This window comes from Burkholderia sp. MSHR3999 (assembly GCF_000833595.1).
Lineage (GTDB): Bacteria > Pseudomonadota > Gammaproteobacteria > Burkholderiales > Burkholderiaceae > Burkholderia > Burkholderia ubonensis.
On sequence record NZ_JRFO01000001.1, the window covers coordinates 775,017 to 799,824 of the forward strand.

24 protein-coding genes are annotated in these 24,808 nt (G+C 66.6%); 19 read left to right on the plus strand and 5 right to left on the minus strand.

Annotated elements, in window-relative coordinates:
* Window positions 1-9 precede the first annotated feature (9 nt).
* The 10 genes from cmk (at window position 10) to cysM (ending at window position 9,704) form a co-directional block, all read left to right on the plus strand.
* Window positions 10-696 (plus strand): (d)CMP kinase, encoded by a 687-nt coding sequence (cmk, locus tag KY49_RS03755; protein ID WP_042583418.1) that lies wholly within the window; start codon window positions 10-12, stop codon window positions 694-696.
* A 143-nt stretch (window positions 697-839) separates the two neighbouring features.
* Window positions 840-2,552, plus strand: a complete 1,713-nt coding sequence (gene rpsA, locus KY49_RS03760; protein WP_010091744.1) for a 30S ribosomal protein S1 — start codon at window positions 840-842, stop codon at window positions 2,550-2,552.
* Window positions 2,553-2,574: 22 nt separating this feature from the next.
* On the plus strand, window positions 2,575-2,898 hold the full coding sequence (locus tag KY49_RS03765) for an integration host factor subunit beta (RefSeq protein ID WP_010091745.1): 324 nt from the start codon (window positions 2,575-2,577) through the stop codon (window positions 2,896-2,898).
* A 221-nt stretch (window positions 2,899-3,119) separates the two neighbouring features.
* Window positions 3,120-3,413 carry a LapA family protein gene (locus KY49_RS03770; protein WP_010091746.1) on the plus strand — a complete coding sequence of 98 codons (294 nt, stop codon included), beginning with the start codon at window positions 3,120-3,122 and terminating at the stop codon, window positions 3,411-3,413.
* A gap of 57 nt (window positions 3,414-3,470) precedes the next feature.
* Entirely contained in the window at window positions 3,471-4,643 is a 1,173-nt protein-coding gene (lapB, locus tag KY49_RS03775) for a lipopolysaccharide assembly protein LapB (protein ID WP_042583419.1), read from the plus strand.
* Between the two features lie 93 nt (window positions 4,644-4,736).
* A complete protein-coding gene (locus tag KY49_RS03780; protein ID WP_042583420.1) occupies window positions 4,737-6,137 on the plus strand; it encodes a UDP-glucose dehydrogenase family protein in 1,401 nt (466 codons plus the stop codon).
* 7 nt (window positions 6,138-6,144) lie between these two features.
* Window positions 6,145-7,095 carry a D-glycero-beta-D-manno-heptose-7-phosphate kinase gene (gene rfaE1, locus KY49_RS03785; protein ID WP_042584544.1) on the plus strand — a complete coding sequence of 317 codons (951 nt, stop codon included), beginning with the start codon at window positions 6,145-6,147 and terminating at the stop codon, window positions 7,093-7,095.
* A 66-nt stretch (window positions 7,096-7,161) separates the two neighbouring features.
* Window positions 7,162-8,154, plus strand: a complete 993-nt coding sequence (gene rfaD / locus KY49_RS03790) for an ADP-glyceromanno-heptose 6-epimerase (protein WP_042583421.1) — start codon at window positions 7,162-7,164, stop codon at window positions 8,152-8,154.
* 74 nt (window positions 8,155-8,228) lie between these two features.
* Window positions 8,229-8,576, plus strand: coding sequence for a ComEA family DNA-binding protein (locus tag KY49_RS03795; protein WP_042583422.1), 348 nt, complete (start codon window positions 8,229-8,231; stop codon window positions 8,574-8,576).
* Between the two features lie 225 nt (window positions 8,577-8,801).
* Entirely contained in the window at window positions 8,802-9,704 is a 903-nt protein-coding gene (cysM, locus tag KY49_RS03800; RefSeq protein WP_042583423.1) for a cysteine synthase CysM, read from the plus strand.
* A gap of 67 nt (window positions 9,705-9,771) precedes the next feature.
* Here the strand turns inward: cysM and mltB are convergent, their stop codons facing one another.
* Window positions 9,772-10,995: a lytic murein transglycosylase B gene (mltB, locus tag KY49_RS03805; protein WP_042583424.1), complete on the minus strand. Its 1,224-nt coding sequence runs from the start codon at window positions 10,993-10,995 to the stop codon at window positions 9,772-9,774.
* A 168-nt stretch (window positions 10,996-11,163) separates the two neighbouring features.
* Between mltB and KY49_RS03810 the strand changes: the two genes are divergently transcribed.
* Entirely contained in the window at window positions 11,164-12,090 is a 927-nt protein-coding gene (locus tag KY49_RS03810; RefSeq protein ID WP_042584545.1) for a histone deacetylase family protein, read from the plus strand.
* A gap of 16 nt (window positions 12,091-12,106) precedes the next feature.
* Here KY49_RS03810 and KY49_RS03815 read toward each other — a convergent pair whose 3' ends face one another.
* Complete coding sequence (locus KY49_RS03815; protein WP_042583425.1) at window positions 12,107-13,027, minus strand: alpha/beta hydrolase; 921 nt, start codon at window positions 13,025-13,027, stop codon at window positions 12,107-12,109.
* Window positions 13,028-13,247: 220 nt separating this feature from the next.
* Here KY49_RS03815 and KY49_RS03820 point away from each other — a divergent pair, with 220 nt between their 5' ends.
* From KY49_RS03820 to KY49_RS03845, 6 genes are all read left to right on the plus strand, one after another.
* Window positions 13,248-14,282: a methionine ABC transporter ATP-binding protein gene (locus KY49_RS03820; protein ID WP_042583426.1), complete on the plus strand. Its 1,035-nt coding sequence runs from the start codon at window positions 13,248-13,250 to the stop codon at window positions 14,280-14,282.
* Window positions 14,272-14,925 (plus strand): methionine ABC transporter permease, encoded by a 654-nt coding sequence (locus KY49_RS03825; protein WP_010091758.1) that lies wholly within the window; start codon window positions 14,272-14,274, stop codon window positions 14,923-14,925. The genes KY49_RS03820 and KY49_RS03825 overlap by 11 nt, the downstream gene beginning before the upstream one ends.
* A gap of 31 nt (window positions 14,926-14,956) precedes the next feature.
* The gene (locus KY49_RS03830) at window positions 14,957-15,751 is read left to right on the plus strand and encodes a MetQ/NlpA family ABC transporter substrate-binding protein (RefSeq protein WP_042584546.1); all 795 of its coding nucleotides are present in this window, start codon (window positions 14,957-14,959) and stop codon (window positions 15,749-15,751) included.
* Window positions 15,752-15,981: 230 nt separating this feature from the next.
* Window positions 15,982-16,731: an electron transfer flavoprotein subunit beta/FixA family protein gene (locus tag KY49_RS03835; protein ID WP_042583427.1), complete on the plus strand. Its 750-nt coding sequence runs from the start codon at window positions 15,982-15,984 to the stop codon at window positions 16,729-16,731.
* A gap of 16 nt (window positions 16,732-16,747) precedes the next feature.
* Complete coding sequence (locus KY49_RS03840; protein ID WP_042583428.1) at window positions 16,748-17,683, plus strand: electron transfer flavoprotein subunit alpha/FixB family protein; 936 nt, start codon at window positions 16,748-16,750, stop codon at window positions 17,681-17,683.
* 94 nt (window positions 17,684-17,777) lie between these two features.
* Window positions 17,778-19,568 (plus strand): acyl-CoA dehydrogenase, encoded by a 1,791-nt coding sequence (locus tag KY49_RS03845; RefSeq protein WP_042583429.1) that lies wholly within the window; start codon window positions 17,778-17,780, stop codon window positions 19,566-19,568.
* Window positions 19,569-19,660: 92 nt separating this feature from the next.
* On the opposite strand, the gene KY49_RS03850 is transcribed toward KY49_RS03845, so the two are convergent.
* On the minus strand, window positions 19,661-20,947 hold the full coding sequence (locus KY49_RS03850) for a D-amino acid dehydrogenase (RefSeq protein WP_042583430.1): 1,287 nt from the start codon (window positions 20,945-20,947) through the stop codon (window positions 19,661-19,663).
* A gap of 144 nt (window positions 20,948-21,091) precedes the next feature.
* On the opposite strand from KY49_RS03850, the gene KY49_RS03855 reads away from it, so the two are divergent.
* Together KY49_RS03855 and KY49_RS03860 are read left to right on the plus strand one after the other, a co-directional pair.
* Entirely contained in the window at window positions 21,092-21,580 is a 489-nt protein-coding gene (locus KY49_RS03855; protein ID WP_017333107.1) for an Lrp/AsnC ligand binding domain-containing protein, read from the plus strand.
* A 94-nt stretch (window positions 21,581-21,674) separates the two neighbouring features.
* A complete protein-coding gene (locus KY49_RS03860) occupies window positions 21,675-22,871 on the plus strand; it encodes a PA0069 family radical SAM protein (protein ID WP_197083549.1) in 1,197 nt (398 codons plus the stop codon).
* Between the two features lie 60 nt (window positions 22,872-22,931).
* Here KY49_RS03860 and KY49_RS03865 read toward each other — a convergent pair whose 3' ends face one another.
* Complete coding sequence (locus tag KY49_RS03865; protein ID WP_042583432.1) at window positions 22,932-23,402, minus strand: NINE protein; 471 nt, start codon at window positions 23,400-23,402, stop codon at window positions 22,932-22,934.
* Between the two features lie 124 nt (window positions 23,403-23,526).
* Window positions 23,527-24,663 (minus strand): PQQ-dependent sugar dehydrogenase, encoded by a 1,137-nt coding sequence (locus tag KY49_RS03870; protein ID WP_042583433.1) that lies wholly within the window; start codon window positions 24,661-24,663, stop codon window positions 23,527-23,529.
* Between the last annotated feature and the right edge of the window lie 145 nt (window positions 24,664-24,808).

The following is a 24,808-nucleotide window of genomic DNA, read 5'->3' on the forward strand; positions in this document are numbered from 1 at the left end:
GTATTTCCGATGAAATCCAACCGACCCTTTCACCCGACCCCGGTCATCACGATCGACGGCCCGACCGCTTCCGGCAAGGGCACCGTCGCGGCGCTCGTCGCCGCCCACCTCGGCTTTCACCTGCTCGACAGCGGCGCGCTGTACCGTCTCGCCGCGCTGGCGAGCATGCGCTACGACATCGCGGCCGAAGACGTCGATGCGCTCGTGAAACTGATCGACGATCTCCATATCACGTTCCGCGAAGGCTGCGCGCAGCTCGACGGCGCGGACGTGTCGAACGACATTCGCGCTGAAGCGGTCGGCAACCGCGCGTCCGCGATCGCCGTGCATGCGCCGGTGCGCACCGCGCTCGTCGCCCGCCAGCGCGCGTTCCGCAAGACGCCGGGCCTCGTCGCGGACGGCCGCGACATGGGCACGGTGATCTTCCCGGATGCCGTGCTGAAGGTGTTTCTGACGGCCAGCGTCGAGGCGCGCGCGGCCAGACGGCATAAGCAATTGATGCAAAAAGGTTTTTCTGCTAATATTGATAACTTGCTCCGGGATCTCCGTGATCGCGACGCGCGCGACAGCAATCGCGCGGCCGCGCCGCTGAAGCCCGCGGCAGATGCCAAGCTGCTCGATACGTCGGCGCTTTCGATCGACCAGGCGGTCGATCAGGTGCTGCAGTGGTACCGGGCGCTCGGCCAGCCCGCCTGAAAGGGCGGGTGCGGCAGTAGGTGCTCCGCGCGTGAGCGTGGAGCGTGTGTTGAACCCTTAACCCCGTGTGGCTTTCGCTCTGGCCCTCATAGCCGACCATTCCGGCCGGCGCGGCCCTGCGTTCCACGCACAATCCGATTTTTATGTCCGACCTGCAAACCTCCAACCCGAATACCGAATCCTTTGCGGCTCTGTTCGAAGAGTCGCTGACCCGCCAAGACATGCGCGCCGGCGAAGTGATCTCCGCCGAAGTCGTGCGCGTCGACCACAACTTCGTGGTCGTCAATGCAGGCCTGAAGTCCGAGGCTTACATTCCGATCGAGGAATTCCTGAACGATCAGGGCGAGGTTGAGGTGCAGGCGGGCGATTTCGTGTCCGTCGCGATCGACGCGCTCGAAAACGGCTACGGCGACACAATCCTGTCGCGCGACAAGGCGAAGCGCCTTGCATCGTGGCTGTCGCTGGAAAAGGCACTCGACAACAACGAACTCGTCACCGGCACGATCACCGGCAAGGTGAAGGGCGGCATGACCGTGATGGTCAACGGCATCCGCGCGTTCCTGCCGGGTTCGCTGGTCGACACCCGTCCGGTCAAGGACACGACTCCGTACGAAGGCAAGACGCTCGAGTTCCGCGTCATCAAGCTCGACCGCAAGCGTAACAACGTCGTGCTGTCGCGCCGCGCAGTGATCGAAGCGACCCAGGGCGAAGAGCGCGCGAAGCTGCTCGAGACGCTGAAGGAAGGCGCGATCGTCAACGGCGTGGTCAAGAACATCACCGACTACGGCGCGTTCGTGGACCTCGGCGGCATCGACGGCCTGCTGCACATCACCGACATCGCATGGCGCCGCGTGCGTCACCCGAGCGAAGTCCTGTCGGTTGGCCAGGAAGTCACCGCGAAGATCCTCAAGTTCGACCAAGAGAAGAACCGCGTCTCGCTGGGCATCAAGCAGCTGGGCGACGATCCGTGGGAAGGCATCTCGCGCCGCTACCCGTCGGGCACCCGCCTGTTCGGCAAGGTCACGAACATCACCGACTACGGCGCATTCGTCGAAGTGGAATCGGGCATCGAAGGCCTGGTCCACGTGTCGGAAATGGACTGGACGAACAAGAACGTCGCTCCGTCGAAGGTTGTCCAGCTGGGCGACGAAGTCGAAGTCATGGTCCTCGAGATCGACGAAGACCGTCGTCGTATCAGCCTCGGCATGAAGCAGTGCAAGCCGAATCCGTGGGATGACTTCAGCCGCAACTTCAAGAAGGGCGACAAGATCACGGGCGCAATCAAGTCGATCACCGACTTCGGCGTGTTCATCGGTCTGCCGGGCGGCATCGACGGCCTGGTCCACCTGTCGGACCTGTCGTGGAGCGAAGCTGGCGAAGAAGCGGTTCGCAAGTACAAGAAGGGCGACGAAGTCGAGGCAATCGTGCTCGGCATCGACGTCGAGAAGGAGCGCATTTCGCTCGGCATCAAGCAGCTCGAAGGCGACCCGTTCAGCAACTACGTTGCAATGAACGACAAGGGCTCGATCGTTGACGGCGTGGTGAAGTCGGTCGACGCGAAGGGCGCGGTCATCACGCTGACGGGCGACATCGAAGGCTACCTGCGTGCGTCGGAAATCTCGCAGGATCGCGTCGAAGATGCACGCAACGTGCTGAAGGAAGGCGACAAGGTCAACGCGATGGTGATCAACATCGATCGCAAGTCGCGCGGCATCAACCTGTCGATCAAGGCGAAGGATTCGGCCGAGCAGCAGGAAGCGATCCGCGGCCTGCAAGCCGACACCAGCTCTGCCGCGACGGGCACGACCAACCTCGGCGCGCTGCTGAAGGCCAAGCTCGACGGCCAGAACCAGTAAGCCTTACGAGGTCTGCTGAAGTATGACCAAATCCGAGTTGGTCGCGCAGCTGGCATCGCGATTTCCGCAACTTGTCCTCAAGGATGCGGATTTCGCGGTGAAAACGATGCTCGATGCGATGTCCGATGCTCTGTCCAAAGGGCATCGCATCGAAATTCGGGGTTTCGGCAGCTTCGGTCTCAACCGTCGCCCGGCCCGCGTCGGTCGCAACCCGAAGTCGGGGGAAAAAGTGCAGGTGCCCGAGAAGTTCGTGCCGCACTTCAAGCCCGGCAAGGAGTTGCGCGAACGCGTCGACGGCCGCGCCGGTGAGCCGCTGAAGGCCGACGAGCCGGACGACGATCGCTGAACGTCGCCCGGCCCGCCCGGAACCCATCCGGCAAAGGCTGAAGAAGAGCGCCCCTTGCGGGCGCTTTTTTTATTTTTGCGGCACGTGTCTGATGCGCGCGGGCGCGTGCATGCATCGGATGCGCTGACGCAGAAACGCATCCTTTACAATACGGGTCGATTCGGCGCGGCGAAGGGGAGTCGCGTGCGCCGCGGCGAAATCTCAATCATCGAGAGGGCTTCATGAAATTTATCGTCTGGCTGATCCGGGTATTGGTGTTCGTGCTGTTGCTGGTGCTCGCGCTGGCCAATACGCAAACCGCGACGCTGAATTTCCTCGCCGGCTACGCATGGCAAGCTCCGCTGATCCTGATCGGCCTCGCTTTCTTCGGCGTCGGACTGATTGCCGGCCTGCTGTCCGCGGTGCCCGCGATCTTCCGCATGCGCGTCGAGAACGGGCGCCTGAAGCGCGATCTGCGCGCGGCGCGCGAAACTCCGGCCGTCATCGACCAACCGCCGATGCCGCCGGTCATTTAACGACCTTTCAAGCCGCGCGAAGGCTGCGCGGTTTTCGTTTCCGCTTCGATATTTCGCATGGATCTGGATTTCTGGTGGTTGCTCGCGATTCCGGTCGCATTCGCACTCGGCTGGGTGGCGTCACGCTATGACCTGAAGAGTCTCCTGTCGGAGAGCGCGAACCTGCCGCGCTCGTATTTCCGCGGCCTGAATTTTCTGCTGAACGAACAACCCGACAAGGCGATCGACGCGTTCATCGAGGTCGCGAAGCTCGACCCCGAAACGGTCGAGCTGCACTTCGCGCTCGGCAACCTGTTCCGTCGTCGCGGCGAAACGGATCGCGCGATTCGCGTGCACCAGAACCTGCTGAGCCGCACCGACCTGCCCGTCAACGAACGCGACCACGCGCTGTACGAGCTCGGCCAGGACTTCCTGAAGGCCGGCCTGCTCGATCGCGCGGAAGAAACCTTCCACATGCTGGTCGATGGCGACCGTGCACTCGGCGCGCAGCGTGCGCTCCTGACGATCTACGAGATCGAGAAGGACTGGAACAAGTCGATCGAAACCGCGAAGCGCATCGAGTCGATGGGCGCGGGTTCTCTCGGCACCGAGATCGCGCAGTTCCACTGCGAGCTCGCGCAGGAGGCGCTGCAACGCAAGAACGCGGCGGCTGCCACGGAGCAGCTGCGGCTCGCGCTGGCCGCGAATCCGCAGAACGTCCGCGCGACGATCCTGTCCGGCGACGCCGCGGCGGCGGCCGGCGACCATGCGGACGCGATCGACCACTGGAAGCGCGTCGAGTCGCAGAACCCGGCCTACCTGCCGCTCGTCGCGGACAAGCTGATGAAGGCTTATGTCGCGCTCGACCGGGCCGGCGAGGGCGCCGAGCTGCTGATGGACTATGTCGACCGCTACCCGTCGAACGACCTGCTCGACACCGCGTACCAGCACATTGCCGGACTGCGCGGCCAGGATGCCGCGCATCTGCTCGCGCGCACGCAGATGGAAAAGTCGCCGAACCTGTCGGGCATGCTGCACCTGCTCGACGCGCAGATCGCGACGGCCGACGAAGCGCGCCGTAAGGAACTTGAAATGATGCGTGCGCTGATCAAGCAGCGCACCAAGAATCTGCCACGGTATACGTGCCAGAATTGCGGTTTCCGGGCGCGGCTCTTCTACTGGCAATGCCCCGGATGCAGCGGCTGGGAAACCTATGCGCCGCGTCGCGTCGAACCTGCCGTGCCGAACTGATCGAGGCCGGCTGGGCGAACGCGATGCGGACGCCGCCGGGCGCGGCCCGGCGGCCAAGTTAGTCAATCACCGGGAACCATCACCGGAACATCTATGAAAATCACCATCATCGGCACCGGTTACGTCGGTCTCGTCACGGGTTCGTGCCTGGCTGAGATCGGCCACGACGTCTTCTGCCTCGACGTCGATCCGCGCAAGATCGACATCCTGAACAACGGCGGCATGCCGATTCACGAACCCGGCCTGCTGGACATCATCGCCCGCAACCGCGCGGCCGGACGGCTGCGCTTCTCGACCGACGTCGAGGCGAGCGTCGCGCACGGCGAGATCCAGTTCATCGCGGTCGGCACGCCGCCCGACGAGGACGGCTCGGCCGACCTGCAATACGTGCTCGAGGCGGCGCGCAACATCGGCCGCCACATGACCGGCTTCAAGGTGATCGTCGACAAGTCGACCGTGCCGGTCGGCACCGCGCAGCGCGTGCGCGGCGTGGTCGACGAGGCGCTGGCCGCACGCGGCCTGGCGGGCAGCGTCGCGCACCGGTTCTCGGTCGTGTCGAATCCGGAATTCCTGAAGGAAGGCGCGGCGGTCGAGGACTTCATGCGTCCGGACCGGATCATCATCGGCGTCGACGGCGACGAGACGGGCGAGATCGCGCGCGAGAAGATGAAGAAGCTCTACGCGCCGTTCAACCGCAACCACGAGCGCACGATCTACATGGACGTGCGTTCGGCGGAATTCGCGAAGTACGCGGCGAACGCGATGCTCGCGACGCGCATCTCGTTCATGAACGAGATGTCGAACCTGGCCGACAAGGTCGGCGCCGACATCGAGGCCGTGCGCCGCGGAATCGGCTCCGATCCGCGCATCGGCTATCACTTCCTGTATGCGGGCGTCGGCTACGGCGGCTCGTGCTTCCCGAAGGACGTGCAGGCGCTGATCCGCACCGCGAGCGAAAACGGCCAGCCGCTGCGCATTCTCGAGGCAGTCGAGGAGGCGAACCACGCGCAGAAGGCCGTGCTGCTCGGCAAGATCGAGCACCGCTTCGGCGCGGATCTGACCGGCCGCGAGTTCGCGGTCTGGGGCCTCGCGTTCAAGCCGAACACCGACGACATGCGCGAGGCGCCGAGCCGCCGCCTGATCGCCGAGCTGCTCGAGCGCGGCGCGACGGTGCGCGCGTACGATCCGGTCGCGATCGACGAGGCGCGCCGCGTGTTCGCGCTGGATCTCGGCGCGGGTTCCGACGCGCTGTCGCGCCTGCACTTCGTCGACACGCAGGACGTGGCGGTGACGGGCGCGGACGCGCTCGTGATCGTGACCGAATGGAAGGAATTCAGGAGCCCCGACTTCAACCGGCTCAAGGCGGAGCTGAAGGCGCCGGTGATTTTCGACGGCCGCAACCTGTACGAGCCGGAAGCAATGGCCGAGCTCGGCATCGATTACTACGCGATCGGACGTCCCCATGTCGACCCCCAGGCTGGCTCCCGTGGATGATCCGACGATGAGCGCCCCGCGCGAAGCGGCCCCGGTGCCGCGCGAACAACTGGCGGGCTCGCGTGTGCTGGTCGTCGGCGACGTGATGCTCGATCGCTACTGGTTCGGCAACGTCGACCGCATTTCGCCCGAGGCGCCGGTGCCGGTCGTGCACGTGCAGCGCCAGGAAGAGCGGCTCGGCGGCGCGGCGAACGTCGCGCGCAACGCGGTGACGCTCGGCGGCCAGGCGGGGCTCCTGTGCGTGGTCGGCTGCGACGAGCCGGGCGAGCGGATCGTCGAGCTGCTCGGCACGAGCGGCGTGACGCCGCATCTCGAGCGCGACCCGTCGTTGCCGACGACGATCAAGCTGCGCGTGCTCGCACGCCAGCAGCAGCTGCTGCGCGTCGATTTCGAGGCGACGCCGACCCACGAGGTGCTGCTGGCGGGCCTCGCGCGTTTCGACGCGCTGCTGCCGCAGCACGACGTGATCCTGATGTCGGATTACGCGAAGGGCGGCCTCACGCACGTGACGACGATGATCGCGAAGGCGCGCGCGGCCGGCAAGCCCGTGCTCGTCGATCCGAAAGGCGACGACTGGGAGCGGTATCGCGGCGCATCGCTGATCACGCCGAATCGTGCCGAGCTGCGCGAGGTCGTCGGGCAATGGAAGTCGGAAGACGACCTGCGCGACCGGGTCGCGAAGCTGCGTGCGTCGCTGGGCATCGACGCGCTCCTGCTCACGCGTTCGGAGGAGGGCATGACGCTGTTCTCCGACGCGGGCGAGCTGCACGCGCCGGCGCTGGCGCGCGAAGTGTTCGACGTGTCCGGCGCGGGCGATACGGTGATCGCGACGGTCGCGACGATGCTCGGCGCGGGCGTGCCGCTCGTCGACGCGGTCGTGCTGGCAAATCGCGCGGCGGGGATCGTGGTCGGCAAGCTGGGTACGGCCACGGTCGACTACGACGAACTGTTTCATTGAGCGCGGGCGCGCGGTGCGACGAACGCGCGGCGTGCGGCCTCATTTCTCTTTTCAGGCAGGACGATCATGACCCTCATCGTCACCGGCGCAGCCGGTTTCATCGGCGCGAATCTCGTCAAGGCGCTCAACGAGCGCGGCGAGACGCGCATCATCGCCGTCGACAATCTGACGCGCGCCGAGAAGTTCCGGAACCTCGTCGATTGCGAGATCGACGACTATCTCGACAAGACCGAATTCGTCGAGCGCTTCGCGCGCGGCGATTTCGGCAAGGTGCGCGCGGTGTTCCACGAAGGCGCGTGTTCCGACACGATGGAACACGACGGCCGCTACATGATGGACAACAACTTCCGCTACAGCCGCGCGGTGCTCGACGCGTGCCTCGCACAGGGCGCGCAGTTCCTGTACGCGTCGTCGGCGGCGACCTACGGCGGCTCGACGCGCTTCGTCGAGGAGCGCGAGGTCGAGGCGCCGCTCAACGTCTACGGCTACTCGAAGTTCCTGTTCGACCAGGTGGTCCGCCGCGTGCTGCCGAGCGCGAAGAGCCAGATCGCCGGCTTCCGCTACTTCAACGTGTACGGCCCGCGCGAGACGCACAAGGGCCGCATGGCGTCGGTCGCGTTCCACAACTTCAACCAGTTCCGCGCGGAAGGCAAGGTCAAGCTGTTCGGCGAATACAACGGCTACGCGCCGGGCGAGCAGACGCGCGACTTCGTGTCGGTCGAGGACGTCGCGAAGGTCAACCTGTTCTTCTTCGATCATCCGGAGAAGTCGGGCATCTTCAACCTCGGCACGGGCCGCGCACAGCCGTTCAACGACGTCGCGACGTCGGTGGTCAACACGCTGCGTGCGCTCGACAACCTGCCGCCGCTGACGCTTGCGCAGCAGGTCGAGCAGGGCCTGATCGAATACGTGCCGTTCCCGGACGCGCTGCGCGGCAAGTACCAGTGCTACACGCAGGCGGACCAGACGAAGCTGCGCGCGGCCGGCTACGATGCGCCGTTCCTGACGGTGCAGGAAGGCGTCGACCGCTACGTACGTTGGCTGTCCGGCCAGGTTTAAGCCGGCGCGTCGAATCCTTAGACTGGGTCTCACGGTCGGCGGCCGCCGGCCGTTTTTACTTGGAGATCCGGAACATGATCAAGCAATGGTTCGCTGCGGCGGCCCTGCTCGGCGCGATCGCGTCGGCGTGGGCGGCTGTCGACGTCAATACCGCGGGCGAGGATGCGCTCATCGGCATCAAGGGCATCGGGCCCGCGAGAGCCAAGGCGATCCTCGACGAACGCAGCGCGCACGGTCCGTTCAAGAACGCCGACGACCTCGCGGCGCGCGTGAAGGGCATGGGTGGTCACACGGTCGAGCGGCTGCAGCGCGAAGGGCTGACGGTCGGCGCGGCCGGCGCAGGCGCCACACCTGCGGCCGCCAAGCCGGCGGCCGCGCCGGCGCCGGCCAAACCGGCCGCGGCGCGCACCGCCCAGAAATAGCGCACCCGGGGTCGGGTTCGCGAGCCCGGTGAAACGGTTCCTTCAGGCCGTCATTGCGACGGGTTCCCGCGGCATGCCGCGGGTTTTTTGCGTGGACGACGTCCCGCCTGCGCGCTCATGCCGGTCCGGCGCTGGTATCCATCGCTGCAAAGGGGGTAGGCGGCGCGCACTTCTGCGCTGGTTTAAAATCCACCGATTGATCGGCCTCGCATTCACGGTACCTCCATGGCTTACAAAACTATCGAAGACACGATCGGCAACACGCCGCTGGTGCAACTGGTCCGCCTGCCGGACGACGAGATTCGCGCGCGCAACAACGTGATTCTCGCGAAGCTGGAAGGCAACAACCCGGCGGGGTCCGTGAAGGACCGCCCGGCGCTGTCGATGATCCGCAAGGCCGAGGCGCGTGGCCGTATCAAGGCGGGCGATACGCTGATCGAGGCGACGAGCGGCAACACGGGCATCGCGCTCGCGATGGCCGCGGCGATCCGCGGCTACAAGATGGTGCTGATCATGCCGGAGGACCTGTCGGTCGAACGCCGCCAGAGCATGGCGGCCTATGGCGCGGAAATCATCCTCACGCCGGTCAAGGGCGGGATGGAGCTGGCGCGCGATCTCGCGGAGCAGATGCAGCGTGAAGGCAAGGGCGTGATCCTCGACCAGTTCGCGAACCTGGACAACCCGCTCGCACACTATGAAGCGACGGGCCCGGAAATCTGGCGCGACACCGAAGGCCGCATCACGCACTTCGTGTCGGCGATGGGCACGACCGGCACGATCATGGGCGTGTCGCAGTATCTGAAGGAGCAGAACCCGAAGATCGAGATCGTCGGCGCGCAACCGGAAGAGGGCTCGCGCATACCGGGCATCCGCAAGTGGCCGGAAGCCTATCTGCCGAAGATTTTCGATCGCAGCCGCGTCGACCGCGTCGAGAACGTGGGCCAAGCGGCGTCCGAAGCGATGGCGCGCAAGCTTGCGGCCGTCGAAGGCATCTTCGCCGGCATTTCGTCGGGCGGCGCGTGCGAGGTCGCGATGCGCATCGCGCGCCAGGTCGAGAACGCGACGATCGTATTCATCATCTGCGACCGCGGCGACCGCTATCTGTCGACGGGCGTATTTCCCGCTTAAGCGAGACCGGACGCATCAAACGAAGAAGCCCCGCGATCGCGGGGCTTCTTGCTGATGGCCGGAGCGCTTACTGCGCGGCCTGTGGCGGGTTCGCGGCGGCGGGCCTGAGCGCGCCGGTCGCTTCCATCTGCGCCTTCACGCTCTCGCCGAGCTGGTAGACCGCGAGCGCATAGAAGAAGCTGCGGTTGTAGCGCGTCAGCACGTAGAAATTCTTGAGGCCGAGCAGGTATTCGGTCGCGCGTCCCGGCGACGGCAGATCGACCACGGTGACCGGCGTGTCCGCCTCGGCAGCGATATCGATCGCCGGCTCGTTGAGCGTCAGGCCCGCGCGCAACAGCTGCGACAGCGCCCAGTGCGGTTCCGGCTGCCCGTCCGCGGCGGCCTGCGCGATGCCCTGGCTGCCGATGTCGGGCGCGATCTGCCAGACCACCGGGCGATTGTTTTCCCAGCCGTGCTGCTTCAGGTAGTTCGCGACGCTGCCGATCGCGTCGGCCGGGCTGTTGCGCAGGTCGACGTGGCCGTTGCCTTCGTAGTCGACCGCGTATTCGCGGATGCTGCTCGGCAGGAACTGCGGGATGCCGATCGCGCCCGTGTACGAGCCGAGCACGGTCGTCGGGTCGAGCTGGCTGTCGCGCGTCCAGACGAGGAAGTCCTCGAGGTTCTTGCGGAACGTCGCCTGGCGGCTGTCGCGATTCGGCGTGTCCGGATAATCGAAGGTGAGCGTCGTCAGCGCGTCGAGCACGCGGAAGTTGCCCATGTAGCGGCCGTAGATCGTCTCGACGCCGATGATGCCGACGATCACCTCCGGCGGCACGCCGAATTCCTCGGACGCGCGCTGCAGCGTCTCCATGTTCGCTTTCCAGAACTTCACGCCCGCGTTGATGCGGATCGGCTCGATGAAGCGGGAGCGATACACGCGCCAGTTCTTCACCGTCGGCGACGGCGCGGGCTTCACGAGCTTGACCGCGGTCGCCGAGTAGCTCACGCGCCCGAACAGCGCGCGCAGGCTGGCCGGATTGAAGCCGTCGCGGCTCGCGATCTCGTCGATGAATGCATCGACCTGCGCGTTGTTCGCATAACGCTGCGGGACGATTTCTTCCTCGAAGGTCTGGCCTTGCGGCGCCGGCTGCTGCGGCTGGGCCTGCGCGACGCGCATGCCGGCGGACGCCGCCGGCTGCGTCTGCGCACCGGCCGGCGCAGCGGACAGCGCGGCGGCGAGGGCGACGGCAACGAGTGGGAGGCGAACGCGGTACGGCGCGGAGAAGGGTGCGGCAGGCTTCTTGTAATTCATGACGAACCGGGGCGGACAAGGCAAATGAGTTCGGCGCAGTATACCCGACGCATCCGGCGCGCCGGGGCGAAACGGCGCCCCGTTGTGGTAAGTTAGCGGCGAATTCGCGACAGACGATGGACCTCATTGATGGAGACCTGCGGCGCGCATGCGCCGCGGACGACGCTTATGGCAACCGCCTTCTTTACGCACCCCGACTGCATGCTGCACGAGATGGGGGAATGGCATCCGGAGTGTCCGGCACGCCTGTCGGCGATCCAGGACCAGCTGATCGCGAGCCGCATCGACGACCTGATCGCGCACGAGACCGCCGCGCCGTTCGCGAGCGAAGTGGCGCTCGCGCGCGTGCACACGCAGGCGCATATCGACTACATCCGCGGCATGGCACCGGCCGACGGCTATGCCGAGATCGATCCCGACACGCTGATGAATCGCAATACGTGGCGCGCGGCGCTGCGCGCGGCCGGCGCCGCGATCGCGGCGACCGACGCGGTGATCGAGGGGCGCTACGGCAATGCGTTCTGCAGCGTGCGGCCGCCCGGCCATCACGCGGAGCCGGCGCGCGCGATGGGCTTCTGCTTCTTCAACAACGTCGCGATCGCGGCGCGGCATGCGCTCGACGTGCACGGCCTCGAGCGCGTCGCGATCGTCGACTTCGACGTGCATCACGGCAACGGCACCGAAGCCGCGTTCGCGAACGACGAGCGCGTGCTGATGTGCAGCTTCTTCCAGCACCCGCTGTATCCGTTCTCGGGCGCCGAGCATCAGGCGCCGAACATGGTCAACCTGCCGATGCCGGCGCGCAGCAACGGGATGGCGATCCGCGAGGCGGTCGACATGTTCTGGCTGCCGCGCCTCGATGCGTTCAAGCCGCAGATGCTGTTCGTGTCCGCGGGCTTCGACGCGCATCGCGAGGACGACATCGGCGGCCTCGGTCTCGTCGAGGCGGACTTCGAATGGCTGACCGCGCAGATCGTCGAGATCGCGCGCCGTCACGCGCAGGGCCGCATCGTCAGCTGCCTCGAGGGCGGCTACAACCTGTCCGCGCTCGGGCGCAGCGTCGTCGCGCACCTGCGCGTGCTGGCCGGCATCTGACGCCGCGGGCGTCCGGTCAGCGCAGCGGCGCGCGCGCGTGCAGCCACGCGATCAGCGCGCCGATCACCCGGTCGCGCTCGAGGTCGTTCATCGTTTCGTGAAAGCCCCCTTCGTAGAGGGTGAGCGTGCGGTCGGGCGAGCCGACGCGCGCGCCGAATGCGCGGCTGCCGTTTGGCTCGGTCAGCTTGTCCTCGGTGCCGTGGTAGACGAGCACCGGCACGCGCAGCGCGCCGCGGCCCCGTTCGATGCGCGCCATGGCGTCGAGGATTTCCGCGCCGGTGCGCGCGGGCACCGCGCCGTGATGCACGAGCGGATCGGCGCGATTGGCCGCGACGACGGCCGGATCGCGCGACAGCAGCGCCGCATCGATCCGCATCGCGGGGAAGGTCGGCCACACGCGGCTGATGAAGCGGCTCGCCGCAAGCATCCAGCGCGGCACGTCGCGGCCCGGCGCGAGCGCCGGGCTCGACAGCACGAGGCCCGCGAGCGCGCGGCCGCGCGCCGCCGCGCGCTCGATCGCATACAGCGCCGCGACGGCGCCGCCCATGCTGTGCCCCAGCAGGAACAGCGGCGCGCCGCTTCGCGCGGCTTCGTCGACGAGCGCGTCGGCATCGTTCAGGTAGCCGTCGAACCGTTCGACCCACGCGCGCTTGCCGGGCGACTGGCCATGCCCGCGCAGGTCGACCGCCAGCACGTCGATGCCGGCCGCGTTCAGGCGTGCCGCGAGCGCGTCGTAGCGCCCCGCATGCTCGGCGAGGCCGTGCACGAGCGCGACCGTCGCGCGCGGCGCAGCGGCGCCGTCGCCGGCCGGCCAGCGGTACGACGCCAGCTCCAGCCCGTCGGCGGTGCGCAGCCGCCCCATCCGCGGCGCGTGCGCAGCGGGTGACCCGGATGACGCAGTGGCGGGCGCGGAGGCCGGGGTGGTGGTGGCGGTCATCTGGCGTGTCTCCTTCGATCGTTTGTCGTCGCGCTCCCGATCATAGACGCCGCGCCGTCGCCACGCGCCAGCGCTTTCCTCTAATTTCGCCTGGTTATGAAAAGATCGGAATCGATTATTAAGGGGAATGAGGGGTTTGCGGTAAAATCGCCGGCTATTCCGGATCCATCGGCGGCCGACTGGGCGGGCCTGCTCCCCAGCCGTCCGCCGTTTTGTTTACATGATCGAATTACGCAATCTGTCGCAGCGCTTCCCCGGCCCGAACGGCTGGGTCGAGGCGTTGCACAACGTCAACCTGACGATTCCCAAGGGCGAGGTGTTCGGCATCATCGGCCGCAGCGGCGCGGGCAAGAGCACGCTCGTGCGCACCATCAACCTGCTGACCCGGCCGACCGAAGGCAACGTCGTCGTCGGCGGGCGGGACCTCACGCTGCTGCCCACGCGCGAGCTGCGCGAAGCGCGGCGCGAGATCGGCATGATCTTCCAGCACTTCAACCTGCTGTCGTCGCGCACGGTGTTCGACAACGTCGCGCTGCCGTTGGAGCTGGCCGGCGCGAGCCGCGCCGACATCGAGGCCGCGGTGCTGCCGCTGCTCGATCTCGTCGGGCTGTCCGCGCAGAAGGACCGCTACCCCGCGCAGATCAGCGGCGGCCAGAAGCAGCGCGTCGGCATCGCGCGCGCGCTTGCGAGCCAGCCGAAAGTGCTGCTGTCCGACGAGGCGACGTCGGCGCTCGACCCCGAGACGACGCGTTCGATCCTCGACCTGCTGAAGCGCATCAATCGCGAACTGGGTCTGACGATCGTGCTGATCACGCACCAGATGGAAGTGATCAAGCAGGTGTGCGATCGCGTCGCGGTGCTCGACGCCGGGCGCGTGGCCGAGGAAGGCCGGGTCATCGACGTGTTCCTGCAGCCGCGCCACGAAGTGACGCGCGCGCTGATCGGCGACGTGATCGCGCAGGAGCTGCCGCCCGCGCTGAAGGCGCGCGTCGCCGAGCGCCTCAAGACGGGCAGCGGCCACCTGCTGCGCCTCGCGTTCACGGGGTCGGGCGTCGACCAGCCGATCCTGTCGGAGACGATCCGCCGCTACGAGCTCGATTTCAACATCCTGCACGGCCAGATCGACGAGATCCAGGGCCAGGCGTTCGGTTCGCTCGCGGTGCTCGCGGGCGGCGAGCCGGGCAAGGTCGGACAGGCGCTCGCGTTCCTGCGCGAGCAAGGCGTGGTGGTGGAGGAGCTTTCGTATGTTGAGTGAAATGTTCGACATGTTCGTGCAGTCGTTCTGGGAGACGCTGATCATGGTCGGCATCTCCGGCGTGGTCGGCGCGCTCGTCGGGCTGCCGCTTGGCGTGCTGCTGTACCTGACCGATCGCCAGGGCGTGTTGCAGAACCTCTCGGTGAACCGCGTGCTCGGCGGCTTCGTGAACGCGGTGCGCTCGACGCCGTTCATCATCCTGCTGGTCGCGGTGATTCCATTCACGCGGCTCGTCACGGGCTCGTCGATCGGCACCGCGGCGGCAGTCGTGCCGCTGACGCTCGCGGCCGCGCCGTTCATCGCGCGCCTCGTCGAGACCGCGCTGCGCGAAGTGGACCGCGGGCTGATCGAGGCCGCGCAGTCGATGGGCGCGACGACGTCGCAGATCGTGTTCAAGGTGCTGCTGCCGGAATCGCTGCCGGGCATCGTCGCGGGGCTGACGATCACGTTCGTGTCGCTCGTCGGCTATTCGGCGATGGCGGGCGCGATCGGCGGCGGCGGGCTCGGCGATCTCGGGATCCGCTACGGCTACCAGCGCTACCTGCCGGAAGTGATGTGGACGGTGGTCGCGATCCTGATCGTGTTCGTGCAGATCGTGCAGTCGTTCGGCGACTGGCTCGTGCGACGGCTCAGCCACAAGTAAAGCGACATCCGACGTGTTTGGGGGAATGACGATGCAACGACGGTTCATGCTGAAGTTCGCGGCGGCGCTCGGCGCGGCCGCACTGTTCGCGGGTGCGCAGGCGCGCGCCGAGACCATCAAGGTCGGCGTGACGGGCGGCCCGCACGCGCAGGTGATGGAGGTGGTGAAGAAGGTCGCGGCGAAGGGCGGCCTCGACATCCGGATCGTCGAATTTTCCGACTACGTGCAGCCGAACGCGGCGCTCGCCGCCGGCGACCTCGACGCGAACAGCTACCAGCACGCGCCGTATCTTGACGCGCAGGTAAAGGATCGCGGCTACAAGCTGATCAAGGTCGCGGAGACGGTGACGTTCCCGATGGGCATCTACTCGAAGCGCGTGAAAACGCTCGCCGAGCTGAAGCCCGGCGCGCGCGTCGCGATCCCGAATGATCCGACCAATGGCGGCCGCGCGCTGCTGTTGCTGCAAAAGCAGGGCCTGCTGAAGCTGCGCGCGGATGCCGGGCTGAAGGCGACGCCGCTCGACATCATCGACAATCCGAAGAAGCTGAAGATCGTCGAACTGGATGCCGCACAGATCCCGCGTTCGCTCGGCGACGTCGACGCAGCCGCGATCAACACGAACTTCGCAATGGAAGCGGGCTTGAAACCGAAACAGGACGCGATCGCGATCGAGGGGCCGAACGGTCCTTACGCGAACATCATCGCGATTCGCGACGCGGATCGGAGCAAGCCATGGGTCGCGAAGCTCGTCGCGGCCTATCACTCGCCCGAGGTGAAGCAGTTCATCGAGGGCAAATTCGGCGGCGCGGTGATCGCCGCCTGGTAACGCGTGGCGGACGGGGCGCCCGGTGGTGATTAGAGGCCGTGATCGAAAACCCGGGCTTTGCGTCCGGGTTTTTTCTCTTTTAAAATAGAACGACCGTTCGATATCATTGGCGCGTCGCCAAGAAGCGGTATCCTCGACATCCACGATGGATGGGTCCGCTTGGCCGCGCAGTCACGAGGCCTCGCTATAAAATGGGCCTCTGGTCGTATTCGTAACTTTGGAGCGTGTGCATGAAAATCCTGGTGCCAGTGAAAAGAGTGGTCGATTACAACGTGAAGGTCCGCGTGAAGTCGGACAACACGGGCGTCGACATTGCGAACGTGAAGATGTCGATGAACCCGTTCGACGAAATCGCCGTTGAAGAGGCGGTGCGCCTGAAGGAAGCGGGCGTGGCGACGGAAATCGTCGCGGTGTCGGTCGGCGTTGCGCAGGCGCAGGAAACGCTGCGCACGGCGCTGGCGATCGGTGCGGATCGCGCGATCCTCGTGGAGTCGAACGACGGCGTCGAGCCGCTCGCCGTCGCGAAGATCCTGAAGGCGCTGGTCGACAAGGAGCAGCCGCAACTCGTGATCCTCGGCAAGCAGGCGATCGACGACGATTCGAACCAGACCGGCCAGATGCTCGCTGCGCTCGCGGGCCTGCCGCAGGCGACGTTCGCGTCGAAGGTGACGATCGCCGACGGCCGTGCGACGGTCGCGCGCGAAGTCGACGGCGGCGCGGAAACGCTGTCGCTGACGCTGCCGGCCGTGGTCACGACCGATCTGCGCCTGAACGAGCCGCGCTACGTGACGCTGCCGAACATCATGAAGGCGAAGAAGAAGCCGCTGGAAACGGTGAAGCCGGACGACCTCGGTGTCGACGTCGCGCCGCGCCTGAAGACGCTGAAGGTGGTCGAGCCGCCGAAGCGCGCGGCCGGCGTGAAGGTGCCGGACGTGAAGACGCTGGTCGAGAAGCTGAAGACCGAAGCCAAGGTGCTGTAAGAGGGAGCGCAAGGAAATGACGATTCTGGTGATTGCAGAACACGACAACGCGTCGATCAAGGCCGCGACGCTGAACACGGTGGCGGCGGCGCAGAAGATCGGCGGCGACATTCACGTGCTGGTCGCGGGCCACAATGCACAAGCCGCGGCGGATGCGGCAGCGAAGATCGCGGGTGTCTCGAAGGTGCTGCTGGCCGACGCGCCGCAGCTGGCCGAAGGCCTCGCGGAAAACGTCGAGGCGACTGCGCTGAACATCGCGAAGGACTACTCGCACATCCTCGCGCCGGCGACCGCCTACGGCAAGAACATCGCGCCGCGTATCGCAGCGAAGCTCGACGTCGCGCAGATCTCGGACATCACGGCGGTCGATTCGGCTGACACGTTCGAGCGCCCGATCTACGCGGGCAACGCAATCGCGACGGTGCAATCGAGCGACCCGGTCAAGGTGATCACGGTGCGCGCGACGGGCTTCGATCCGGTTGCAGCCGAAGGCGGCAGCGCAGCGGTCGAGAAGATCGACGCGGCGGCCGACGTCGGCAAGTCGCAATTCGTCAGCCGTGAAGTGACGAAGCTGGACCGTCCGGAGCTGACGTCGGCAAGCATCATCGTGTCGGGCGGCCGTGGCCTGGGCAGCGGCGAGAACTACACGAAGGTGCTGGAGCCGCTGGCCGACAAGCTGCAAGCGGCGCTCGGCGCATCGCGCGCGGCGGTGGACGCCGGCTACGTGCCGAACGACTACCAGGTCGGCCAGACCGGCAAGATCGTCGCGCCGCAGCTGTACATCGCGGTCGGCATTTCGGGCGCGATCCAGCATCTGGCCGGCATGAAAGATTCGAAGGTGATCGTCGCGATCAACAAGGATCCGGAAGCGCCGATCTTCAGCGTCGCGGATTACGGCCTCGTCGGCGATCTGTTCACGCTCGTGCCGGAGCTCGTGAACGAGCTCGGCTGACGCGGCGTGACGCTTCAGCGGTAAGCACACGAGACGAGGGGCGCGACGAGCGCCCCTTTTTTACGCCATCAGCAGAAGAATAAGGAGGAGCACCATGAGCTACATCGCCCCCGTCAAGGACATGCTGTTCGTGCTGAAGGAACTGGCCGGCATCGACGCCGTCGCGCAGCTGCCGGGTTTCGAGGACGCGGGCTTCGACACCGCGCAGGCGGTGCTCGACGAATCCGCGAAGTTCTGCGGCGAAGTGCTGGCGCCGCTGAACGTCGACGGCGACCGCGATCCGAGCAGCTGGAAGGACGGCGTCGTGAGCGCGACGCCGGGCTTCAAGGACGCGTTCCGCCAGTTCGTCGAAGGCGGCTGGCAGGGGCTGCAGCATCCGGCCGAGTATGACGGCCAGGGGCTGCCGAAGCTGATCGCGACGCCGTGCATCGAGATGCTGAACGCGGCGAACCTGTCGTTCGCGCTGTGTCCGCTCCTGACCGACGGCGCGATCGAGGCGCTCCTGACAGCAGGCACCGACGAGCAGAAGCAGCGCTACGTGCCGAAGCTGATCTCGGGCGAATGGACCGGCACGATGAACCTGACCGAGCCGCAGGCCGGCTCCGACCTCGCGCTGGTGCGCTCGCGCGCCGAGCCGCAGGGCGACGGGTCGTACAAGGTGTTCGGCACCAAGATCTTCATCACGTGGGGCGAGCACGACATGGCCGAGAACATCGTCCACCTCGTGCTGGCGCGCACGCCGAACGCGCCGGAAGGCGTGAAGGGGATTTCGCTGTTCATCGTGCCGAAGTTCCTGGTCAACGACGACGGCAGCCTCGGCGCGCGCAACGACGTGCACTGCGTGTCGATCGAGCACAAGCTCGGCATCAAGGCGAGCCCCACCGCGGTGCTGCAATACGGCGACCACGGCGGCGCGATCGGCTACCTGGTCGGCGAGGAGAATCGCGGCCTCGAATACATGTTCATCATGATGAACGCGGCGCGCTTCGGCGTCGGGATGCAGGGCATCGGCGTGGCCGATCGCGCGTACCAGAAGGCGGCGGCGTTCGCGAAGGAGCGCGTGCAGAGCCGGCCGGTGGACGGTTCGGCGAAGCAGTCGGTGTCGATCATCCACCACCCGGACGTGCGCCGGATGCTCGGCACGATGCGCGCGCTGACGGAAGGCGCACGGGCGCTGGCCTATGTGGCGGCCGCGCACAGCGACATGGCGCATCGTCATCCGGACGAGGCGACGCGGGCGCGCCATCAGGCGATCTACGAGTATCTCGTGCCGGTCGTGAAGGGCTGGAGCACGGAGATGGTGAACGACGTCGCGAGCCTGGGCGTGCAGGTGCACGGCGGGATGGGCTTCATCGAGGAGACGGGCGCGGCGCAGTACTACCGCGACGCGCGAATCCTGGCGATCTACGAAGGGACGACGGCGATCCAGGCGAACGACCTGGTGGGCCGCAAGACGGTGCGCGACGGCGGCGCGGTGGCGAAGGCGCTGCTCGGCGAGATCGGTCGGACGGTCGATGCGCTGGCCAAGCTCGACGGCGCGGCGGCGGCATCGATGAAGGCGCAGCTGGAGAAGGGCGCGCGCTCGCTGTCGGCGGTGGTCGATTACGTGGTGGCGAACACGAAGCGGGACCCGAACGCGGTGTTCGCGGGCAGCGTGCCGTACCTGAAGCTGGCGGGCGTGGTGCTGTGCGGGTGGCAGATGGCGCGCGCGCTGGTGGTGGCGCAGGCGAACCGCGCGAACGATCCGGCGTTCTTCGATGCGAAGATCGCGATCGCACAGTTCTACGCGGAACACATCCTCGTGCAGGCGGGCGGGTTCGAAGCGTCGATCGTCGGCGCGAAGGGCGGCGAGGGCGTGCTCGCGTTGACGGAAGACCAGTTCTGACGCCGAAGGGGGATGCAATGCAACAAGGCGCCCGAGGGCGCCTTGTTGCTTGATGTGAGACCGGCCCGCGCGCTGCAGCGGGCCGGTGCAGCTTACGCGTAAGCGGGGCGCGGCTGGCCCGCCGTGTCCTTCAGGTAACGGTGCACCGACAGGTCGTCCGCCTGGATCGCCGGCTTCTTGCCGGAAATCAGGTCGGCGAGCAGCTGGCCGGAGCCGCACGACATCGTCCAGCCGAGCGTGCCGTGACCGGTGTTCAGGAACAGGTTCGACACCGGCGTGCGACCGACGATCGGCGTGCCGTCCGGCGTCATCGGGCGCAGGCCGGTCCAGAACGTCGCCTTCGACGTATCGCCGCCGCCCGGGAACAGGTCGTTCACGCACATTTCGAGCGTTTCGCGGCGCGCGTCGCGCAGGCGCTTGTCGAAGCCGACGATTTCCGCCATCCCGCCGACGCGGATGCGCTGGTCGAAACGCGTGATCGCGATCTTGTAGGTTTCGTCGAGCACGGTCGACACCGGCGCGGCCGCTTCGTCGACGATCGGCGCGGTGATCGAGTAGCCCTTGAGCGGATACACCGGAATCTTCATCAGGTTCGCGATGAAGCGGGTCGAGTGCGAGCCGAGCGCGACGACATAAGCGTCGGCGCGCACCATCTCGCCGCCGCACTGCACGCCGGCGATCTTACCGCCGGCGACCGCGAGCGCGTCGATCGGCGTGTTGTAGCGGAACTTGACGCCGAGCCCTTCGGCGAGCGCGGCGAGGCGCGTCGTGAACAGCTGGCAGTCGCCGGTTTCGTCGCCCGGCAGGCGCAGGCCGCCCGTCAGCTTGTGCGACACCGCGGCAAGCGCCGGCTCGGCGTTCTTCAGCTCGGCCGGCGACAGCAGCTCGAACGGCACGTTGGCGTCCTGCAGCACCGCGATGTCCTTCGCCGCGCCGTCGAGTTGCTGCTGCGTGCGGAACAGTTGCAGCGTGCCGCCCGTGCGGCCTTCGTACTCGATGCCCGTGTCGGCGCGCAGCGTCTGGATGCAATCGCGGCTGTATTCGGCGAGGCGGACCATGCGGCCCTTGTTCACCGAGTAGCGCTCGGCCGTGCAGTTGCGCAGCATCTGCCACATCCATTGCAGCTGGAAGCGGGTGCCGTCGAGGCGGATCGCGAGCGGCGCGTGCTTCTCGAACATCCACTTAACCGCCTTCAGCGGCACGCCGGGCGCGGCCCACGGCGCCGCGTAGCCGGGCGAGATCTGGCCCGCGTTCGCGAAGCTCGTGTCGAGCGCCGGGCCGGCCTCCCGGTCGATCACCGTGACTTCATGACCGGCGCGCGCGAGGTAATACGCGCTTGCCACGCCCACTACACCGCTGCCCAGAACGACGACTCGCATAGCTGCTCCAGATGGAAGGACCAGATCGAGGCCGGATGCACCCGCGGCTCCGTGTAACCTCTAGCTGATCTAGTTTTTTGCGCTATGGTATTGTCGAATGTGCAGTTTTTGTTATCGTATTTTTCGGCTTTTCAGCATAAACGAATGAGAACGCAACGCCAACCGGTACGCACGCTCGACAAGCTCGACCGGCGCATCCTCAAACTGCTCCAGAACGACGGCCGGATGGCGATGAAGGATCTCGCCGAGCAGGTCGGGCTGACCGTCACGCCGTGCATCGAACGCGTGCGGCGCATGGAGCGCGACGGGGTGATCACCGGCTATCACGCGCGAGTCGATCCGGCCCAGCTCGGCGCGGCGCTGCTCGTGTTCGTCGAGATCACGCTCGGTCACAAGGGCGGCAACATGTTCGAGCAGTTCCGCCGCGAGGTGATGAAGATCGACGAGGTGCTCGAGTGCCATCTCGTGTCCGGTGATTTCGATTACCTGATCAAGGCGCGAATCGGCGAGATGGCCGACTACCGCAAGTTGCTCGGCGACATCCTGCTGCAGCTGCCGGGCGCGGTGCAGTCGAAGAGCTATGTCGTGATGGAGGAAATCAAGGAGACGCTGACGATTTCTGTCGACGAATAGATCGCTTGTCTCGTCCCCGGGGTTTCGCCCTTGGCACGCGGCATTCAATACTGTATAAATATACAGCATTGAATGCCGGTGACTGGGTGAGGCGATGGACGATCGATCCGACAATGAATTTCCGGTTGCGCCGCCCATGCCCCGCAAGGGGCGCGGGGCGGTCGACAACCTGCAGGGGCGGTACGAGACGGCGCTTCGCGAGGCGGTCGACGACGGCTGGACGCACGAGGCGGACGACGCCGATTTGCCGGCGCCGCTGCGCACGCAGGTATTCGAGGAGCGGGCGCGCAGCATCCTCACGCGCAACCAGTCGCCCGACATTCCGTTCAGCGTGTCGCTCAATCCGTATCGCGGCTGCGAGCATGGCTGCATCTATTGCTTCGCGCGGCCGACTCACAGCTATCTCGGCCTGTCGCCGGGGCTCGATTTCGAGAGTCGCATCTATGCGAAGGTCAACGCGGCCGAACTGCTCGAGCGCGAGATTTCCAGAAAGCGCTACATGCCGGAGCCGATCGCGCTCGGCGTCAATACCGATGCATACCAGCCGGTCGAGCGGGATCTGCGCATCACGCGCAGCGTGATTCAGGTCATGCACGATCACGGGCTGCCGTTCGCCGCGATCACGAAGTCGTCGCTGATCGAGCGCGATCTCGACCTGCTGGCGCCGATGGCGGCGCGCGGGCAGGTGATGGCGGCGGTCACGATCACGACGCTCGACGCGGAACTTGCGCGCACGCTCGAGCCGCGCGCTGCGACGCCGGCTCGCCGGTTGCGTACGATCCGCGCGTTGCGCGACGCGGGGGTGCCGGTCGGCGTGAGCATCGCGCCGTTGATTCCGTTCGTTACCGAGCCGGACCTGGAGCGGGTGCTCGAGGCGTGTGCGGAAGCGGGCGCGACGCACGCGAGCTACATCATCCTGCGGTTGCCTTGGGAAGTTGCGCCGCTGTTCAGGAACTGGCTGACCGCACATTTTCCGGATCGAGCGGAGCGCGTGATGAACCGCGTGCGCGACATGCGCGGCGGCAAGGACTACGACTCGGATTTCGGCAAGCGGATGAAGGGCGAAGGGATCTGGGCGGATCTGCTGAAGCAGCGCTTTCGTCAGGCGGTCAAGCGGCTTGGGCTGAACGAGCGCGCGAACGGCATTCTCGATCTGTCGCAGTTTAGAGGGGCCGGCCAACCGGAGCTGCACACCCGCGGGCCGGAGGGGGGAGGGGCGGCCACCTCTCGATCAAACGCGCGTGTGGCCGGATCGACGTTGCGCGACGACATGCAGTTGAGTCTTTTCTAGTTCCCGGCGCGCCACCGGATGGAGCGCGATGCCGGCACCCGACGCGCCGCTCCTGTTTGTTTATTGCGAGATCTGCTTGGCCGCTTCAACCTGCGACTCGAAATACGTCTGGAACGAAAGGGCGAGCGCGGTCATCAGCAGGAACGCGCCGATCAGCAACGAGAAGATCACGACGAAGATCACCGTCCAGCCCGAGCGGCTGTGCCTGCCGGTGTCCGCATTGAATTGCGCGTCCCACTTTTCGTCCGGACGCAGGCCGTAGACGATGGCCGCAAGGAAGGCCGCGAGCAGTGAAATCGCGCCGGGCAGCGCCAGCCACCAGCCAAGGCCGGCGGTGCGCTGGGTCGCAGCGAGCAGCAGGAAGCCGGGAATGCCGACGATCGTCGCGAGCAGATGGGCCCAGCCATACACGTCCCGAAAGCCGTACAGATAGAAGCGGTGCGCGCCGATCGAGCCGAACAGGAACGCGAGGGCGGCGGTAAGCGTCTTGGAGCGGAAGCGGTGGATCGGGGCGGTGCTGCTGCTGGACATGGATGGGCGGGCGTAATGTCGTTGGGATGGGGCGTTGGAATGGGCCGCCGCAGACGCGGCGCGGGCGTTCAGCCCGGCACGCATTCTACGATGCGGTGGTGGAGGCGGTCACCCCTGCTTTGCGTCAAGGTGCCGCATAGGTGATGCGGTAGATCGCGCCCGCGTAGTCGTCGCTGACGAGCAGCGAGCCGTCGGGCAACGCCAGCACGTCGGCCGGGCGGCCCCACACGGTGCCGTCGGGCCGCAGCCAGCCGGTCACGAACGGTGTTTGCCGCGCGTGGCTGCCGTCGGCGGACGCCACGACGCGCATCACGCGATAACCGACCTTGGTGCTGCGGTTCCACGAGCCGTGTTCGGCGATGAAGATGTTGTTACGATACGCGGCCGGAAACATCGAACCGGTATAGAAGCGCATGCCGAGCGAGGCGACATGCGCGCCGAGCTTCAGCACGGGGCCCGTGTAGTGGCGGCACGCGTCCTGGTTGCCGTATTCGGGGTCGGGCGTGTCGCCGCCGTGGCAATAGGGGAAGCCGAAGTCGAGGCCCGCGTGCGGCGCGCGGTTGAGCTTGTCGTCCGGCACGTCGTCGCCCATCCAGTCGCGGCCGTTGTCGGTGAACCACAGCTCGCCCGTGTCTGGATGCCATGCGAATCCGACCGTATTGCGCACACCGCGCGCGACCACCTCCCGGTGACTGCCGTCCGGATTCATGCGCGCGATGATCGCGAACCGGTTGCGATCGGCGAGGCATACGTTGCATGGTGCGCCGGTCGGCACGTACAGCCGGCCGTCCGGCCCGAACGCGATGAATTTCCAGCCGTGATGGTGCTCGGCAGGCAGCGCATCGGTGACGACCACAGGCTTCGGCGGCGCGGCAAGCTGGTCGTCGATGCGGTCGAGGCGCACAATGCGCGATACGGCCGACACGTACAATGCGCCGTCCCGGTAGGCGACGCCGACCGGCATGTCGAGCCCGGACGCGATCACGTAATGCGCGCTGATCTGGCCCTCCCGCATCACGAGTGCGTGCACGCGGCCTTCGCGGGTGCCGACATACAGGATGCCGCGCGGCGACCACGCCATTTCCCGTGCGGTCGGCACCGCATCGGTGAGCAGCGACACGTGGAAACCGGGCGGCACGACGAGTTCGCTCACCGGCAGGCCGGCGGCGAACGTCGTTGCGGAGGCGAGACAGGCGACGCCGGCAACGAGCGCCGCGACGCGGCGCTGCGCGCGGCGCGCCACGGCGCGAAGCGGCGGCATGGCGGCGGCGGACGGTCCTGGACAGGCCGATTGTATGCCCGGCGGTCGGGCGTTCGCGGATTTTTTGCGCGTAAGTGTTTGTTGTGCCTCTGGTTTCCAGCTATAATTGCACGTTTCAGTAGTTTCGAACCCGGTTTTCCCGAAG

Excerpts from the sequence above, each read along its gene's own strand:
- cmk (WP_042583418.1), top strand. The coding sequence starts at position 10 with ATGAAATCCAACCGACCCTTTCACCCGACCCCGGTCATCACGATCGAC.
- rpsA (WP_010091744.1), top strand. The coding sequence starts at position 840 with ATGTCCGACCTGCAAACCTCCAACCCGAATACCGAATCCTTTGCGGCT.
- KY49_RS03765 (WP_010091745.1), top strand. The coding sequence starts at position 2,575 with ATGACCAAATCCGAGTTGGTCGCGCAGCTGGCATCGCGATTTCCGCAA.
- KY49_RS03770 (WP_010091746.1), top strand. The coding sequence starts at position 3,120 with ATGAAATTTATCGTCTGGCTGATCCGGGTATTGGTGTTCGTGCTGTTG.
- lapB (WP_042583419.1), top strand. The coding sequence starts at position 3,471 with ATGGATCTGGATTTCTGGTGGTTGCTCGCGATTCCGGTCGCATTCGCA.
- KY49_RS03780 (WP_042583420.1), top strand. The coding sequence starts at position 4,737 with ATGAAAATCACCATCATCGGCACCGGTTACGTCGGTCTCGTCACGGGT.
- rfaE1 (WP_042584544.1), top strand. The coding sequence starts at position 6,145 with ATGAGCGCCCCGCGCGAAGCGGCCCCGGTGCCGCGCGAACAACTGGCG.
- rfaD (WP_042583421.1), top strand. The coding sequence starts at position 7,162 with ATGACCCTCATCGTCACCGGCGCAGCCGGTTTCATCGGCGCGAATCTC.
- KY49_RS03795 (WP_042583422.1), top strand. The coding sequence starts at position 8,229 with ATGATCAAGCAATGGTTCGCTGCGGCGGCCCTGCTCGGCGCGATCGCG.
- cysM (WP_042583423.1), top strand. The coding sequence starts at position 8,802 with ATGGCTTACAAAACTATCGAAGACACGATCGGCAACACGCCGCTGGTG.
- mltB (WP_042583424.1), bottom strand. The coding sequence starts at position 10,995 with ATGAATTACAAGAAGCCTGCCGCACCCTTCTCCGCGCCGTACCGCGTT.
- KY49_RS03810 (WP_042584545.1), top strand. The coding sequence starts at position 11,164 with ATGGCAACCGCCTTCTTTACGCACCCCGACTGCATGCTGCACGAGATG.
- KY49_RS03815 (WP_042583425.1), bottom strand. The coding sequence starts at position 13,027 with ATGACCGCCACCACCACCCCGGCCTCCGCGCCCGCCACTGCGTCATCC.
- KY49_RS03820 (WP_042583426.1), top strand. The coding sequence starts at position 13,248 with ATGATCGAATTACGCAATCTGTCGCAGCGCTTCCCCGGCCCGAACGGC.
- KY49_RS03825 (WP_010091758.1), top strand. The coding sequence starts at position 14,272 with ATGTTGAGTGAAATGTTCGACATGTTCGTGCAGTCGTTCTGGGAGACG.
- KY49_RS03830 (WP_042584546.1), top strand. The coding sequence starts at position 14,957 with ATGCAACGACGGTTCATGCTGAAGTTCGCGGCGGCGCTCGGCGCGGCC.
- KY49_RS03835 (WP_042583427.1), top strand. The coding sequence starts at position 15,982 with ATGAAAATCCTGGTGCCAGTGAAAAGAGTGGTCGATTACAACGTGAAG.
- KY49_RS03840 (WP_042583428.1), top strand. The coding sequence starts at position 16,748 with ATGACGATTCTGGTGATTGCAGAACACGACAACGCGTCGATCAAGGCC.
- KY49_RS03845 (WP_042583429.1), top strand. The coding sequence starts at position 17,778 with ATGAGCTACATCGCCCCCGTCAAGGACATGCTGTTCGTGCTGAAGGAA.
- KY49_RS03850 (WP_042583430.1), bottom strand. The coding sequence starts at position 20,947 with ATGCGAGTCGTCGTTCTGGGCAGCGGTGTAGTGGGCGTGGCAAGCGCG.
- KY49_RS03855 (WP_017333107.1), top strand. The coding sequence starts at position 21,092 with ATGAGAACGCAACGCCAACCGGTACGCACGCTCGACAAGCTCGACCGG.
- KY49_RS03860 (WP_197083549.1), top strand. The coding sequence starts at position 21,675 with ATGGACGATCGATCCGACAATGAATTTCCGGTTGCGCCGCCCATGCCC.
- KY49_RS03865 (WP_042583432.1), bottom strand. The coding sequence starts at position 23,402 with ATGTCCAGCAGCAGCACCGCCCCGATCCACCGCTTCCGCTCCAAGACG.
- KY49_RS03870 (WP_042583433.1), bottom strand. The coding sequence starts at position 24,663 with ATGCCGCCGCTTCGCGCCGTGGCGCGCCGCGCGCAGCGCCGCGTCGCG.